The organism is Psychrobacter sp. L7 (genome assembly GCF_002810365.1).
GTDB lineage: Bacteria > Pseudomonadota > Gammaproteobacteria > Pseudomonadales > Moraxellaceae > Psychrobacter > Psychrobacter celer.
Window position 1 is genome coordinate 243,820 of record NZ_NEXR01000010.1, and the last position, 14,481, is coordinate 258,300.

Genomic DNA, 14,481 nt, shown 5'->3' on the forward strand with positions numbered 1-14,481 from the left:
TATCAAAAAGGGCTTTTTAACTTAAACAGTGATCTGCCAGCGGTCTTTTACAATTTTACTTGCTTGCTCTACATCGCTGGTAATGGCGGCGGTGTCGGACCCGTGGTTTTAACGTCATTTTTTGACAAGTTCACTTCGTTGGGCTGATACACTCTTGGTGGACGTGGCTCTTCACCTGCCAAAATGTCTTGCAACTGATCCCGATCGATGGTTTCCCACTTCATCAAGGCATCGACCATCGCATGCATCTTGTCTTGGTTGGCTTCGATCAGCTCGCGAGCGATATCATATTGCTCTTCTAACATGCGCCGCACTTCTTCATCGACCTTTTGCTGTGTGGCCTCTGAAATCGTACGGCTGCTAGAGCCAAAATAACCTTGTGAGCTGTCTTCATCTTCATACACCATGATACCTAGCGCATCAGACATACCATACTTAGTGACCATCGCTCGTGCCATTTTGGTAGCACGCTCAAAGTCGTTGGACGCGCCCGTTGACATCTGATTGATAAAGACTTCTTCAGCAATACGGCCACCGAATAAAATAGCAATATCATTGAGCATTTTTGACTTATACATGCTGGTCTGGTCATGCTCAGGTAGCTGCCAAGTCACACCAAGGGCAAATCCGCGCGGCATGATCGTTACTTTATGCACAGGGTCGGTACCTGGTAGTAGCTCAGCAACCAAGGCATGTCCTGCTTCATGATAAGCAGTAGCACGGCGCTCTTCTTCGCGTATCACCATCGATTTGCGCTCAGGACCCATATATAGCTTGTCTTTTGCGTCCTCAAAGTCATTCATATCGACGCTGGTTTTGTTGCGACGGGCGGCAAATAGTGCCGCTTCGTTGACCAAGTTGGCCAGCTGGGCACCACTAAAGCCAGGCGTACCACGCGCAAGAGAGCTGGCATCGACACCGATAGTATTCGGCAATTTACGCAAATGTACTTTTAAAATCTGCTCACGACCTTTGATATCGGGCAAGCCTACTTGTACCTGACGGTCAAAACGGCCTGGACGCAGTAGCGCTTTATCGAGTACATCAGCGCGGTTGGTCGCGGCAATCACGATCACGCCTTCGTTACCTTCAAAGCCGTCCATCTCAACCAATAGTTGGTTCAATGTCTGCTCACGCTCATCATTACCGCCGCCCATACCAGAGCCACGGTGGCGACCAACGGCATCGATCTCATCGATAAAGATAATACAAGGGGCACTCTTTTTCGCTTGCTCAAACATATCGCGCACACGTGAGGCACCCACACCGACAAACATCTCGACAAAGTCAGACCCTGAGATAGAAAAGAACGGTACTTTGGCTTCACCAGCGATGGCACGCGCCAATAGCGTCTTACCCGTACCAGGCGGTCCAACCATCAAGATACCGCGTGGGATGGTCGCACCTAGCTTGGTAAACTTGTCTGGATCGCGCAAGAAGTCAACGACCTCGACCACTTCTTCTTTGGCCTCTTCACAGCCTGCGACATCCTCAAAATTGACGTTGATTTGGTCTTCGGTGAGCATTTTGGCTTTTGATTTACCAAAGCTCATCGGACCACCGCCCTTGCCGCCAGCGCCGCCTTGCATATTACGCATAAAGAATAAAAACAGACCAATAATCAATAAAATTGGGAAACTGGCTATCAGCAATTGCATCAAGACGCTTTGGCGTTTCGGAGCAGTTCCTTGAACTTCAACCTGATTTTCACGCAACAGCGGCATCAGCTCGTCGTCTGACACAGCGGGTCTAATGGTCTCAAAAGATGAGCCATTTTTCTTTTCACCGGTGATTTGCTCGCCGTCGATTTCAACACTGGCTACCTGGTTTTCTGACACCGCGGTCACAAACTCAGAGTAGTTAAGGTTATCCGGCTCAGAGGATTGATCAAAGCCGCTAAACACCAGCACCAAAATGCCGATTACCACCAGCCACAATAAGGTATTTTTTACCATGTCGCTCACTAGTTATTCCCATCCCTTACTTATTGGTGTGTTTACTAAACACGTGACGTCCATAAACGTTTGGCTCATTTGACGATATATAAATCTCAACGAGCGTATCGGGCGTTTATTATCAGACGACTTTGCCTAAAACTCATGCTTAAAACAAAGTTAATATACCATGATATGTGGTGCTCCCCTGCATAATTCAAGCAGGTTTCACTTTTATTCAGTTAACGATTGTAGCGGATTTTCACGCATGGTATCCATCTTTTATGATGGCGTACTCTCCCGCTTACAATAGCAGCAACTCATTGAAACTAAAACTATTTGATCGCCACCCAAAACATCTCTTTTGATCGTGGTCGTGAGGCAGCGGGCTTGATGCTACGGATTTTACTAAAATCACGCTGCATCTGCTGACGTAATTCTTGTGTACCCTCACCCTGAAACACTTTCATAATAAGCGCGCCACCTTTGGGTAAGGTTGCCAGCGCAAAGTCGACCGCCAGCTCGCATAGGTACATCATACGCGGCTGATCAATCGCGCGATTGCCAGAAGTATTGGGCGCCATATCTGATAGCACCACATCGACCTGCCGATCGCCCACTTCTGCCATAATCGCGTCAAACACCTCAGCCTCACGAAAGTCACCTTGGATAAAGGTGACATCTGGCAACGCATCCATCGGCAAGATATCAGAGGCGATCAAAATACCTTTATCACCCACCAACTGCCCAGCCACTTGTGACCAGCTACCAGGCGCACTGCCCAAATCCACAACCGTCATGCCTTTTTTGATTAGGCTGGTCTTTTCATTGATTTCTAGGAGCTTATAAGCTGCGCGGGCACGGTAGCCGTCTTTTTGGGCCTTTTGTACATAATGGTCGTCAATATGCTCTTGCATCCAAGCACTGCTGCTTTTTGACAATTTTTTGTTTTCGATACGCGTGGCCAAAATACCTGCTCCTATTACTCTGCAAAACTTTATGCGCTTTGCTAACGATACACTTTGAAACGCCTGATGCACGCAAGACATAGTACCAATGAGGCGATTTATCTATAAATGCGCTTAAATCATCAAATTCTCTTGGTTAAATAACTGTTTTAAAAGGCAGTAGCGTTTATAATGTGGTCAAACCTTCAGTTTAACATTTTCGGCACGTAAAATCGTGCAAAATCCCGCCGATCTCATGCAAGTTGGTCATAGATTATCTATAATGATCACTCACTGCCGTTGGCGGTAATATTTTTATTTTTATCAATACCTAGGAATTCTATGCAACTCGATAACGCTACCATCAAACGTCTAAAAGGCATCGGCCATGAGCTAAAGCCTATCGTTATGATTGGCAACAAAGGCATCACTCCCACCATCACCGAAGAGATTGATCGTGCTTTATCAGATCATGAGCTCATCAAGGTAAAACTACCGGCCGGCACCAAAGAAGAGCGTGATACCATCGGCGCAGAGCTTGCGGCGGCGGCAAACGCCACTTTGGTACATTCTATCGGTCGTATGGCGTTGCTACTACGCCAAAACCCAAATGCCAATCCAAAACTCTCTAATCTCACTCGTCACGCCCAGTAGTATGTCGGCACAAAGAGGCGGTGTGGATTTAGTGCGGATAAATAAATGGTCGTGCTGTGTGTGACCATGCCGCAATACGCCTGCTATCTGCTATACCCTAAAACCGCGCGGCATGTTGCTCGCGGTTTTTTGCATGATGGGTATATAATCAATCTACTATGAAATAAATATCAGTAGCACTCTGGCACCGCAGTTTTTTTATGTAGGATTAACTATATAGACCTAGCGCAATAGACCTCGCGCAGTATTCATACTACCTATCGAAAAGACTGCCTATCAAAACTAGTGCGTATCAAAACAGTGATTACATCATGAGCCAAGTCTTTCATTTACGTTTAGCCACCGACAGCCTCGCCATCCAGGCGCAGCAATTAGGTGTCAGTATCGCTGCGCTATCAGAGATCCGCGTGAGCGTACACGCAGACATCAGCAAGACGTCGCCTTTTTATCTACAGCTTCATTATCAGCTCAGCATGCCCACACCCTCTATGGCGCACCGACTAGAGTGGCCAGTATGGCAGTCAGACAAGGTCGGTTTTGCAGACTATCTGTGGGAGGAGACCTGCCTTGAGTGCTTTATCAGTGCTAAAATCCCGCAAGCTCCTATGGCAAAGGCAAACGCACCTTATATCGAAATCAATGCTAGTCCAGATGGTCGTTACGCACTGTATCAGTTTGATGGCTATCGGCACCCAGATACTTTGCCGCCGCCAGCCTTGATGACAGATATACAAACCCGTGCCACGCTCGATTGGCCAACATCGAGCGTAAACTCAAGCTCAGGTGTAAACTTGGCCCGCTCAGTTGATTTTGAGCGTTACTTGCATATACCAGTGACGCCATTGCCGCATCAGCAATACACCGTATATGGCACCGTGATTGAGTACCTCCACCCCTGCGTTATCTTATGGCTAGATAAGACGGCGCTATATTTTGCACCCTCTCACGCTACCCCGCCTGATTTTCATAATCGCCAGCATTGGTGCAAGTTTGTGCTTTAGCTGTTGTGTGCTTCGTGCTATGACAACACAAATAAAAAAACTCAGTAATGTCATAAAGAGCATTACTGAGTTTGGAGAAAACCGGTAAATCAGCTCACTATCAGCTGATTACTAAACGGATTATTATTTGTCTGCCATGGCAAGATAGATACCACGATCTGAGGCATCATCTACGTATTGTGAGTCGCGCCATGTGGTATAACTATGGACACCGCTGTATGGGCTGATACCCTTTTGGCGGAAGTCAGATACCCAGTCGGTACCATCAAAAATCTGGATATGGCCGTGCGGGCGTCTTGAGCTACGGTCATAGACGATCACATCACCCACCTGATGCGGTGTGTCATTACTGATTTTGGTAAAGCCTGCTTGGGCAAGCGTGCCACGCGTGGCGTACTGATACGCTGAAGGATTTGGCGTAAACTCATAGCCTGCTGATTGCAAGGCTTTACGGACATAGCGGGCACAGTAGCCAGAGCTTCTAGACAACGCCACGCGTGAAGCACGTGCTGCGGCAATGGCAGGAGCTGAGTTGCTATCAGGTACACGGCTTGCTTGCTGCTGGCGCTGCTCATAAGAGAGGCGGCTGGTGAGCGAGGCAAGTTGATATTCTTTTTGCTTGGCATGAGCACTTAGGTTGTCAATTGCTTGACTGATTTCATCATTACTATAAACATGGGCGCCGCTATTGGTGCTATAGATATTGCGACTAGAACCGTAGCTCACAGAAGTAGAGATGTTTGTGACGGTATGACTCAAGGTATTATTTGGTTGAAAGGTCGTTTCGACAGCACCACTCGTCTGTGCTATGCCCATTCCCAATACTGACAAAATTAATAAAGCTTGTTTCATAAATTTACTACCTATGGTTAATACAGGATTGCTCGTCATCCATGACGACGCATCAATTAATTTAGAGGATATCCACATCAAGCAAACATGATAAAATCCTTATCACAACCACTTCTTTTATCGTGACTTACACCGATAGTTTTGGTCTGGTCAACTGCCCCATCACTCACTTGTTATATACTGCGGTTAGCATGTTTATGATAAATATCGTTTTTGTCACCTACTAGATGAGTTATCACGATGTCAAAAAAACAGCCCAATCGGCTTGCCAAGCTTATTGATCATCAAGCTTTTGCTGGTAGCGCACTACCCCAAACCCTTGCTGATAATATGCAGTTTTATATAAAAGCGACCAATGAGATAAAAGCGCTACTGGTAGATTGTCTACCTGAGGAAATCCTCAATAGCTGCTGGGTCGTCGGACTTACTGCTGAGCAATTGGTGCTCAGTGTCAGCTCAATGACGGCTGCTAACCATATTCGCTATTTACAGAGCGCGTACTTGCAAGTCCTTAATGAGCAGTCAATTACATTTAAACAACTCAAGCAAATTCGCGTCATTGTAGCCAATACTTCTACTGAAAATCATGTATCAAAATCATCTTCAGGGCTAGCGGCGGCCTCATCAAAATCTCGTAAAGCTAATAAAAATCAGGCTCTTAGCCAAAACACAAAGCGGACTATATCACAGGCTGCAGAGCATGTCACCACTGATGAAAACCTCAAAAAAGCACTTTTGCGCCTAGCAAATCACTAAAAATCATCTCATTACTATGTAAAGTTATGTAAACGAAAACAGAAAATCATCCCTTGAACGCTGGGTTTTTGTAATATCGCAAACAAAAAAAATCGTCTATCGCTTTCATTCAAATAATGAATGAAAGCGATAGACGATTATAAAATTATCCACAGCTTTTATATTGTCTAGGTTAGCGCAGAATTGTTAAAGTAAGCTAAACAATACATTCAAAAATACGAATATTCTATGACTGTAAGCATGGGCAACTTATGTAATATTGCGTAAATGTTTCGATACTTCGTGTATATTCCTGTATTTATCCTTCAACGGCCAAACCATTGAGTGGCAAATATTCGATAGGACAAGTTACGTTGTCATCAAATGTTACAATTTCAAAGTTATCATGATTGGATAATATCTCACGTACCAGCAAATTGTTTAGAGCATGACCAGATTTATAGGCATTAAAACGACCTAAAATAGGATAACCTATCAGATATAAATCGCCCAATGCGTCTAAAATTTTATGACGGACAAATTCATCATTGAAACGCAGGCCTTCTTCGTTGAGTACGCTCATATCATCGATGACAATGGCATTGTCCATACTACCGCCTAGCGCCAAGTTGTTTTGACGCAAAGCTTCGATATCACGTAAAAACCCAAATGTACGAGCCGAGCTGAGCTGCTCGATGAAGTTTTGGGTCGAGAACTGCAATTGGGCGTGCTGAAAGTCTTTGTCGATAGCAGGATGATCAAAGTCAATCTCAAAGTTTAATTCAAACCCCTCATAAGGGCGTAACTCCGCCCATTTATCATCGACTTTTACTCGTACAGGTCGCACAATCTTGATGAATTTTTTGGGTGCTTCTTGCTCACAGAATCCCGCTTCCAGCAGTAAAGCGACAAAAGGCGCCGCACTGCCATCCATGATAGGTATCTCTGATGCCGACACGCGAATCAATAAATTATCAATACCCAGTCCAGCAACCGCACTAAGCAAATGCTCTACTGTACCCACGCGCGTACCTCCAAAGACCAGATTGGAGGACATCATGGTATCTTGTACCAAAAAGGCACTGGCTGGAATCGGTTGGCTACCGGCGATGTCTGAGCGCTCGAAAACAATACCTGTATCGACTGGCTGCGGATGAAACGCTAAGTCAACAGGCTGACCACTATGGAGACCAGTACCTGTAACGGCTATCGCTGTTTTTATGGTTCTTTGGTTCATGGCTGTCTTCTCACATATTTTGTTACAATTGCCATAGTGTACCATTTCCCGCCCCTATTTCGCTATAGTTAAAAGTAGCTAATTTACTTATCTCCTTGATTGATAACACTTATCACTGATTTTTTGCCGTCATCTGTGGTCTGTTTTTTCTCTTATATCCGTATCTACATCTCAAAATCTGTCATACTTTTTAACACTTAGATCAGGTTTGTAAACTACAGCAGACACAAAAAAGCCAGCAATGTATGCTGGCTTTTTTGTCTATATCTTATATGACAGACAAAATCTGTATGACAAACTACTTGTTTTGCTGACGCTTTAGATAGTCTTGAATACTGTTGGTTTTGGTCTTAGGCTGCTCTTGTATAGTGTTTGCACGGGCAGCATGGTCTTGATACATTTGCGCTTGTGATTGCTTTTGACTGTTTAACGCACTGGTATGTACGTTAGGATCAACAGGCTGAGTACTGTTTACAGACGGTACTGGTTGCTCTTTCACTTCCGGCTCTTTGCCAGCGTTTTCGTCTAAAGTAAGACCGGTTGCGATGACGGTAACATGCAAATCATCGCCCATTTTTTCATCGATCACTGAGCCATAGAAAATATGCGCGTCATCGATGTCTGTGATTTCTTCGACGATTTCACTGATTTTGCTCATCTCGTCGAGTGATAATGACTCAGAGGAGATAACGTTGACCAACAGGCCTTTGGCGTTTTCTAGGCGTAAATCATCAAGTAGTGGCGATCTGATGGCTTTTTCTGTGGCTTGACGAGCACGATCATCACCGCTGGCGCGGCCAATTCCCATCATAGCGTGACCTTTGGCTGTCATCGCGGTGCGAATATCGTTAAAGTCAATATTAATCATACCTTCGCTGGCGATGGTCTCAGCGATACCTTGAACCGCATGCAATAATACGTCATCGGCTTTTTTAAAGGCATCCTGCATTGAGATATTGCCATAGACGCTCATCAGCTTGTCGTTTGGAATGGTAATGATAGAGTCTACAAAATTGGTCAGCTGCTCGATACCTGCCTTTGCCGCCTTAATGCGTTTACCACCTTCAAATTTAAATGGCGTGGTCACAACAGCAACTGTCAACACTTCCATCTCTTTTGCGATACGAGCCACCACTGGCGCGGCACCCGTACCCGTACCACCACCCATTCCAGCGGTAATAAACACCATGTCTGAATGCTCAAGCAAGCCGCGGATGGCCTCTTCTTCGCTCTCTGCTGCTTCGCGGCCTACTTCTGGGTTGGCACCAGCACCTAGCCCGCGGTTGGTCTTTGCGCCCAGCTGCAGTTTATGCGGCGCTGTCAGACGGTCAAGTGCTTGTTTATCCGTATTGGCACAGACGAAGGTTACACCTCTAATCCCTTGTTGTACCATATGTTCAACCGCATTACCGCCGCCGCCACCCACACCGAATACTGTGAAGCTTGCTTGGCCGTTATTTTGAAGCTGGTTATCATCTGGCATGGTGTATTTTAACATAAAAAAGATTCTCCAGTTGCAGATAGCGTAATGTTCGATACGTAGTAACGCACTCATGTGGCGCGCTATCGACATACTATATATAAATGTATTTAAATAAAATAGGGTAAATGGCCCAAATAGTTTGTCTAAGACGTAATATGTCGTCTTAGCACGGTATTTACTGCTCAATCTATCGTTTGTCGGTCTCGCTCTTGCCTCACCCCTCTATAAGCCTATATCAGAGTGTCTCGACTAAAAGCATGACCCAACAGTATCAGCGGCACTTAGCAGCGTCATAGTATCTTTTTTAAGACATTGGCAAAACGCTGGCCTGCGCTCTGAAAAACGCCCGTGACACGGCTTTTTTTGATGGCTTCAGGCTCGCTTTTTTCACTGCGGCGAAACTGCTCACTTTGACTATATAGTAGTGTACCAAATGCCGTCTGATAAGCGCGATCATTCACTTGGATATTGAGCTGTCTAAACGCTTCGTCATTATCAAAATGATTGTGTGCGCTGATTGCAGGATGAGTATTGGTCAGCACCACCGGCATTTTGAGCAGCTTTTTGGTAAAGGGTATCATGCCTTTAATGGCCGTACCGCCGCCTGTGAGCACGATGCCTTTATCAATATAGCCGATTAGGTCAGCCTCATGCAATTGACGCGCCACTTCGGTAAATATCTGTATATAGCGCGCTTCAATAATACGTGCCAGATTATAGGTACCGATATTGATCTCGTCATTCGAGCCTTGTGGCTTAAAAAGAAAAAACGAGCTGGGATCGACGCTATTGACATCGACGGTACCATACGTTTTTTTGAGTTTTTCCGCCTCAATCATCGAGATGCCAAAATCTGCTGAAATGTCCATCGTTACCTCATGGCTACCCGTGGCGATACAATGGGTAAAAATCAGCTTGTTTTCTTTGTAAACACAAATACTGGTCGTACTAGCGCCAATATCCACCAAGCAAACCCCTTGCTGGCGCTCATCGCTCATCAAGCTATATTCCGCACTAGTCACCGCATCAAACACAATATGATCGATGCCGACATCACAGCTTTGTAAGAGTTTTTGGATATTTTGGCGACTAGAAACCGGCATCATCATCATGTGATACATCACGGTGATGTTGTGCGCCATCATCTCAATGGCATCATCGACCATATAGTCTTGCTCATCGACATAGATACCCTGCTGGCAGCAATGCATCAGATAATAATCTGGCGACAAATCGCGGGATTTGGCATTGGATAGGGCTTGCACCATGTCTTTGGCACGGACCACTTCGTCTTCGACTCGCACCTCACCTGCACTGTTGCTACTGAGGAGCTCGGGCGTGGCAAGCGTGAGCCACACACTATGCACGCGGCAATTGGCCGTGTCTTCGGCTTCTTGAATGGCTTGTTTGATGGCGCCTTGTAGACGTTCGCGGTGTTTGATTTGCCCTTGATAAAAATCACTGTTTTTAACTTGTCCCACGCCCAGTATGCGAATGTCTGTTGCAGAGACGACATTGCCTATCACGACATATACTGCCGTGGCGCTTAGATGGACAACAACCAGATTTTCAGTATTTTTCATGGTACCAGACAAATTATCGCTAAACAGGAGAGCAGATGACGTCTCCATTAAATCATTAAAACCATCGCTATATTCTTTGTAGTAAATAAACAACTTGTACTAAATAAAAAACTTGTCTTAAATAAACAGCGGCTATCTGTCGGTGCGCTATGACTGGCTGTTTATCAGGTTTGTGCAAGACCGCTCATGCTTATCTTTCTGAGCCGGCTTTTATCATTTTTTACTCAGCATCACCACCGATTATGATGAGCGTGCTGGTGGCGCGCTGATATCCCAAGAGATGGTAAAGCCGTTTTTGTAACGCAAGTCCACTGACTGTATCTCATCACGGCGATCGCTTAATTGATTGGCCAGTAATTGACTCAGATTAAGCAGTTTTTGCGCCGTATTTTCGTTATCGACAATCACTCGCAATCCATTATCAAAACGAATCAGCCACGTCATTCTGGGTGATAAGATGATGTCCTCGACCTGTATACCTAGCGGCGCATACCAGTCGTTGACTTGCTGCATTTGCTGCATGATGACTGGTGCTTGTGATATCTCACCTTGCAGCGTCGCAAAACCCTCTTGCGCCAGATCTTTGCTATCAGCAGGCACAAAAACCGCGCCTTTTGCATCGACCAGTCGCTCTGTACCAAAGTTTGCAATCGCTTGTTTGGGCAGTGCCGTCACCACGATGCCGCGTTGCCAATCGCGTGAGACACTCACTTGATCGACCCATGCCAGCCCTGTTGCGATATCTCTGAGCGCTTGCAAATCAGAGGTAAAAAAACTACTGACTTTTTGCTGATTCATCACTTGACTGAGCGAACGATACTGCGTCACGGTCAAGCCCTGATTGCTCACATGAATAGCAGCTGGCGGGGCATCTCGCAGCGCCTTGCCGCCCATCAGTAGTATCAGTACCAACAAACCTAGTACCAAGACCATAAATAAGTATCTAACCGAAGTCGGTACTTGAAAACTAGAGGTCGGGCGACGGGTTTTATCACTCATCAAGTCAGTTGCCTCGTTGACAGTTTGAGCCATAACGACCTTTTTCCCTATATTTGCATAGATTGCTCATGCTGTTTGTTGATATAAATTGGCTCATCGATGTTGCAAACCGTTTAAGTGCAAACCTCTTAAATAGTAGGTTAGCAAATACTTGGGAGAAAACGACATTTATAGTGCGCTTATGCTCTGTTAAATGTAACATTTTTCTTACTTTATGAACGACTTATGACAGCTGCTCATAAAAAACACAAATATCACCAAAACAACCTAATAATTACAATATTAACGTATTTTGTGGTCAAACAATAGCCTAACCCCAAAGAGTGACTATGAATTTACACAAGTTTACATGAAGCTATGACACAGCAGCGCTAGCGATACATTATCCGTTTTCACGCCCTGCTGGTTTTCGGACAAAACAGCTTTTGGTAACCATCACTACACAGTCTGAGACAAAATATGCCAGCACAGCGCGTCAAAATCCATACCGCGCGCTTTTGCAGCCATCGGCACCAAGCTATGACTGGTCATCCCAGGTACTGTGTTGATTTCTAACAGCCAAAAATTGCCCGCCTCATCCTGCATGGCATCGATGCGGCCCCAGCCTTTGGCATCGACGGCACGGAACGCGGCAAGGCTCAGCTCTTGTAAGTGCTTTTCGTCGGTGGCACTTAAGCCGCAAGGAATATAGTAGCTGGTGTCGTTGCGATTGTATTTGGCCTCAAAATCATAGAAATTGGTGATATCGGCAGGCTCAAGGCGAATCACAGGGTAGGCCTCGTCATCGATGATCACGATGGTAAACTCACGACCAGTAATCCAGCGCTCTGCCATGACCGCGTCGCCGCACTGCACGGCTGTTGCATAGGCGGCCGGTAGCTCGTCGAGATTGTTGACTTTGGTCATGCCAATGCTTGAACCTTCATGCACCGGTTTGATAATGAGCGGCAAACCCAGCATATTGACCACTTGCTGCCAATCGGTGTCGGCTGTCAATAATGAGAACGGCGCGGTTGATAAGCCGCACCCTTGCCATAACTGCTTGGTGCGTACTTTATCCATACCCAGTGCCGAGGCCAAAATACCTGAGCCTGTCTGCGGAATATCGAACCATTGCAGCACGCCTTGTAGCAAGCCGTCTTCGCCGCCGCGGCCATGCAAGACATTAAACACGCGATCATACTGACGAAGCTCGGTGATGTCTTGGTGCTTAGGATCAAAATGGGTGGCATCAACGCCTTGGTTTTGCAAAGCTTGCAAGACAGCAGCCCCGCTGTCTAACGACACGCTGCGCTCATTGCTACTGCCACCATAAACAACGGCCACTTTACCAAATTCACTAGCATTTTTGACTTTAGAGGTCACCGCTTTTGATGACTGCTCTTTGGTTGATTGCTTGTTTTCCATACTGCTCTTCCCTGCTTGTGCCGCTGCTGCGATGGCTGGCTCTGGGTTGATGATAATGGTTTTATCCTCAGTGATAGGCTCATCTTGTTTTAGCGTCTCTGCTAGGCTATCTGGAGTGTCTTGCTGAGTTTGTATCGTCATGAGGATAATTCCTAAAAGTCTTTTAGCTTACTGGATATAAAGGTTGTTTGCGGCCAAGTCGATAGCAATCTGCCCAACATTACCAGCGCCTTGAGTGATCAGCATGTCATTGGCCTTTAATAAACGCTGCATAGCAGGGGCCAGATTGTCCTTATCGATAATCGTCGGCTCGACTTCACCGCGCAGACGGATACTGCGTGCTAAGGATTTGGTATCAGCACCAGCAATCGGATTTTCGCCTGCAGAGTAAACTTCTAATAACAACAACTCATCGACGCTTGAGAGCACTTCGACAAACTCATCATAGCAGTCACGTGTGCGGGTATAACGGTGCGGCTGAAACAGCATCACCAAGCGGCGATCCGGAAAGCTTTGGCGCGCCGCTTTAATCGTCGCATCGACTTCTTTTGGATGATGGCCATAGTCATCGATGAGTAACACATCGCCCTCATCGACATCCACAGCAGCGTGCTGCTCAAAGCGGCGACCAACGCCTTCAAACTTTTGCAAAGCGCGAGTAATCGCCTCGTCATCGACGCCTTCATCGGTCGCCATGGTGATAGCGGCCAGCGCATTGTAGACGTTATGGATGCCAGGGATGTTTAAGGTAAGACGCAGCGGCTCGCGGTCGCGGCGCAATACGGTAAAATGCGTCTTGGTGCCTTCACTCACCACATCGATCGCTTGCACATCATTAAAAGGCTCAAGCCCAAAGGTCAATACTGGACGGCCAATATCATCAATCATCGCATACAGCTCAGGATCATCACCGCAAACCACAGCCAAACCATAAAACGGCATGTTTTGTAAAAACTGAATATAAGCCGATTTGAGCTTATCAAAGCTGTTTTCGTAGGTGTCCATATGGTCTTGATCGATATTGGTCACAATCGCCGCCATCGGATGCAAGGACAAAAACGACGCATCTGACTCATCGGCCTCGGCCACCAAATAACGACTGCTACCGAGCGCGGCGTTTTTGCCAGACGCATTGAGTTTACCGCCGATGACGTAGGTCGGGTCTAGCTGCGCCTCTGCCATCATCGTGGTCAATAAGCTGGTGGTGGTGGTCTTGCCATGTGCACCCGCAACCGCGATACCATGACGATAACGCATCAGCTCGCCCAACATATCAGCACGGCGCACCACAGGCAGGCGCGCTTCTAACGCTGCTTTAACCTCAGGATTGCTCCGATCAATCGCGGAGGACACAACGATGACATCGGCGTTGGCGATGTTTTTAGAGTCATGCCCAATCGATATATCGATACCAATCTGCTGTAAGCGGCGCGTCACCACACTGTCAGCAATATCAGAGCCGCTGACCTGATAGCCTTGATTGTTCATCACCTCTGCAATACCGCACATCCCCGAGCCGCCAATACCGACAAAATGCAGATGTTGAATACGGCGCATTTCTGGTATTTCGATCAAACGCTTGGGTAGAGATTTTTCAGAGGTAGACATAAGAGATTCTCTTGGTTAAAGGCAAATAAAATAGGGTAAGT

Annotated in this window: 12 protein-coding genes; 3 read left to right on the forward strand and 9 right to left on the reverse strand. The window is 46.3% G+C overall.

Going from position 1 to position 14,481, the window contains the following annotated elements:
* Positions 1-68 precede the first annotated feature (68 nt).
* On the reverse strand, positions 69-1,964 hold the full coding sequence (ftsH, locus tag CAP50_RS10730) for an ATP-dependent zinc metalloprotease FtsH (RefSeq protein WP_075100457.1): 1,896 nt from the start codon (positions 1,962-1,964) through the stop codon (positions 69-71).
* A gap of 305 nt (positions 1,965-2,269) precedes the next feature.
* A complete protein-coding gene (locus tag CAP50_RS10735; protein WP_075100456.1) occupies positions 2,270-2,902 on the reverse strand; it encodes an RlmE family RNA methyltransferase in 633 nt (210 codons plus the stop codon).
* Positions 2,903-3,223: 321 nt separating this feature from the next.
* Here CAP50_RS10735 and CAP50_RS10740 point away from each other — a divergent pair, with 321 nt between their 5' ends.
* A complete protein-coding gene (locus CAP50_RS10740; RefSeq protein ID WP_075100455.1) occupies positions 3,224-3,535 on the forward strand; it encodes a YhbY family RNA-binding protein in 312 nt (103 codons plus the stop codon).
* A 311-nt stretch (positions 3,536-3,846) separates the two neighbouring features.
* Positions 3,847-4,536, forward strand: coding sequence for a hypothetical protein (locus CAP50_RS10745; RefSeq protein ID WP_100749986.1), 690 nt, complete (start codon positions 3,847-3,849; stop codon positions 4,534-4,536).
* A 123-nt stretch (positions 4,537-4,659) separates the two neighbouring features.
* Here the strand turns inward: CAP50_RS10745 and CAP50_RS10750 are convergent, their stop codons facing one another.
* Positions 4,660-5,388, reverse strand: a complete 729-nt coding sequence (locus tag CAP50_RS10750) for a CHAP domain-containing protein (protein ID WP_075100453.1) — start codon at positions 5,386-5,388, stop codon at positions 4,660-4,662.
* Positions 5,389-5,628: 240 nt separating this feature from the next.
* Between CAP50_RS10750 and CAP50_RS10755 the strand changes: the two genes are divergently transcribed.
* Positions 5,629-6,144, forward strand: a complete 516-nt coding sequence (locus CAP50_RS10755) for a DciA family protein (RefSeq protein ID WP_100749987.1) — start codon at positions 5,629-5,631, stop codon at positions 6,142-6,144.
* A 298-nt stretch (positions 6,145-6,442) separates the two neighbouring features.
* On the opposite strand, the gene lpxC is transcribed toward CAP50_RS10755, so the two are convergent.
* The 6 genes from lpxC to murC form a co-directional block, all read right to left on the reverse strand.
* On the reverse strand, positions 6,443-7,360 hold the full coding sequence (gene lpxC / locus CAP50_RS10760; RefSeq protein WP_172953121.1) for a UDP-3-O-acyl-N-acetylglucosamine deacetylase: 918 nt from the start codon (positions 7,358-7,360) through the stop codon (positions 6,443-6,445).
* Between the two features lie 298 nt (positions 7,361-7,658).
* Positions 7,659-8,858 (reverse strand): cell division protein FtsZ, encoded by a 1,200-nt coding sequence (gene ftsZ, locus CAP50_RS10765; protein ID WP_075100743.1) that lies wholly within the window; start codon positions 8,856-8,858, stop codon positions 7,659-7,661.
* Positions 8,859-9,133: 275 nt separating this feature from the next.
* Positions 9,134-10,426, reverse strand: a complete 1,293-nt coding sequence (gene ftsA / locus CAP50_RS10770) for a cell division protein FtsA (RefSeq protein WP_198411626.1) — start codon at positions 10,424-10,426, stop codon at positions 9,134-9,136.
* A gap of 240 nt (positions 10,427-10,666) precedes the next feature.
* Positions 10,667-11,458, reverse strand: coding sequence for a cell division protein FtsQ/DivIB (locus CAP50_RS10775; RefSeq protein ID WP_075100450.1), 792 nt, complete (start codon positions 11,456-11,458; stop codon positions 10,667-10,669).
* A gap of 405 nt (positions 11,459-11,863) precedes the next feature.
* Positions 11,864-12,832: a D-alanine--D-alanine ligase gene (locus CAP50_RS10780; protein WP_100750096.1), complete on the reverse strand. Its 969-nt coding sequence runs from the start codon at positions 12,830-12,832 to the stop codon at positions 11,864-11,866.
* Positions 12,833-13,000: 168 nt separating this feature from the next.
* On the reverse strand, positions 13,001-14,440 hold the full coding sequence (gene murC, locus CAP50_RS10785; RefSeq protein WP_075100449.1) for a UDP-N-acetylmuramate--L-alanine ligase: 1,440 nt from the start codon (positions 14,438-14,440) through the stop codon (positions 13,001-13,003).
* Between the last annotated feature and the right edge of the window lie 41 nt (positions 14,441-14,481).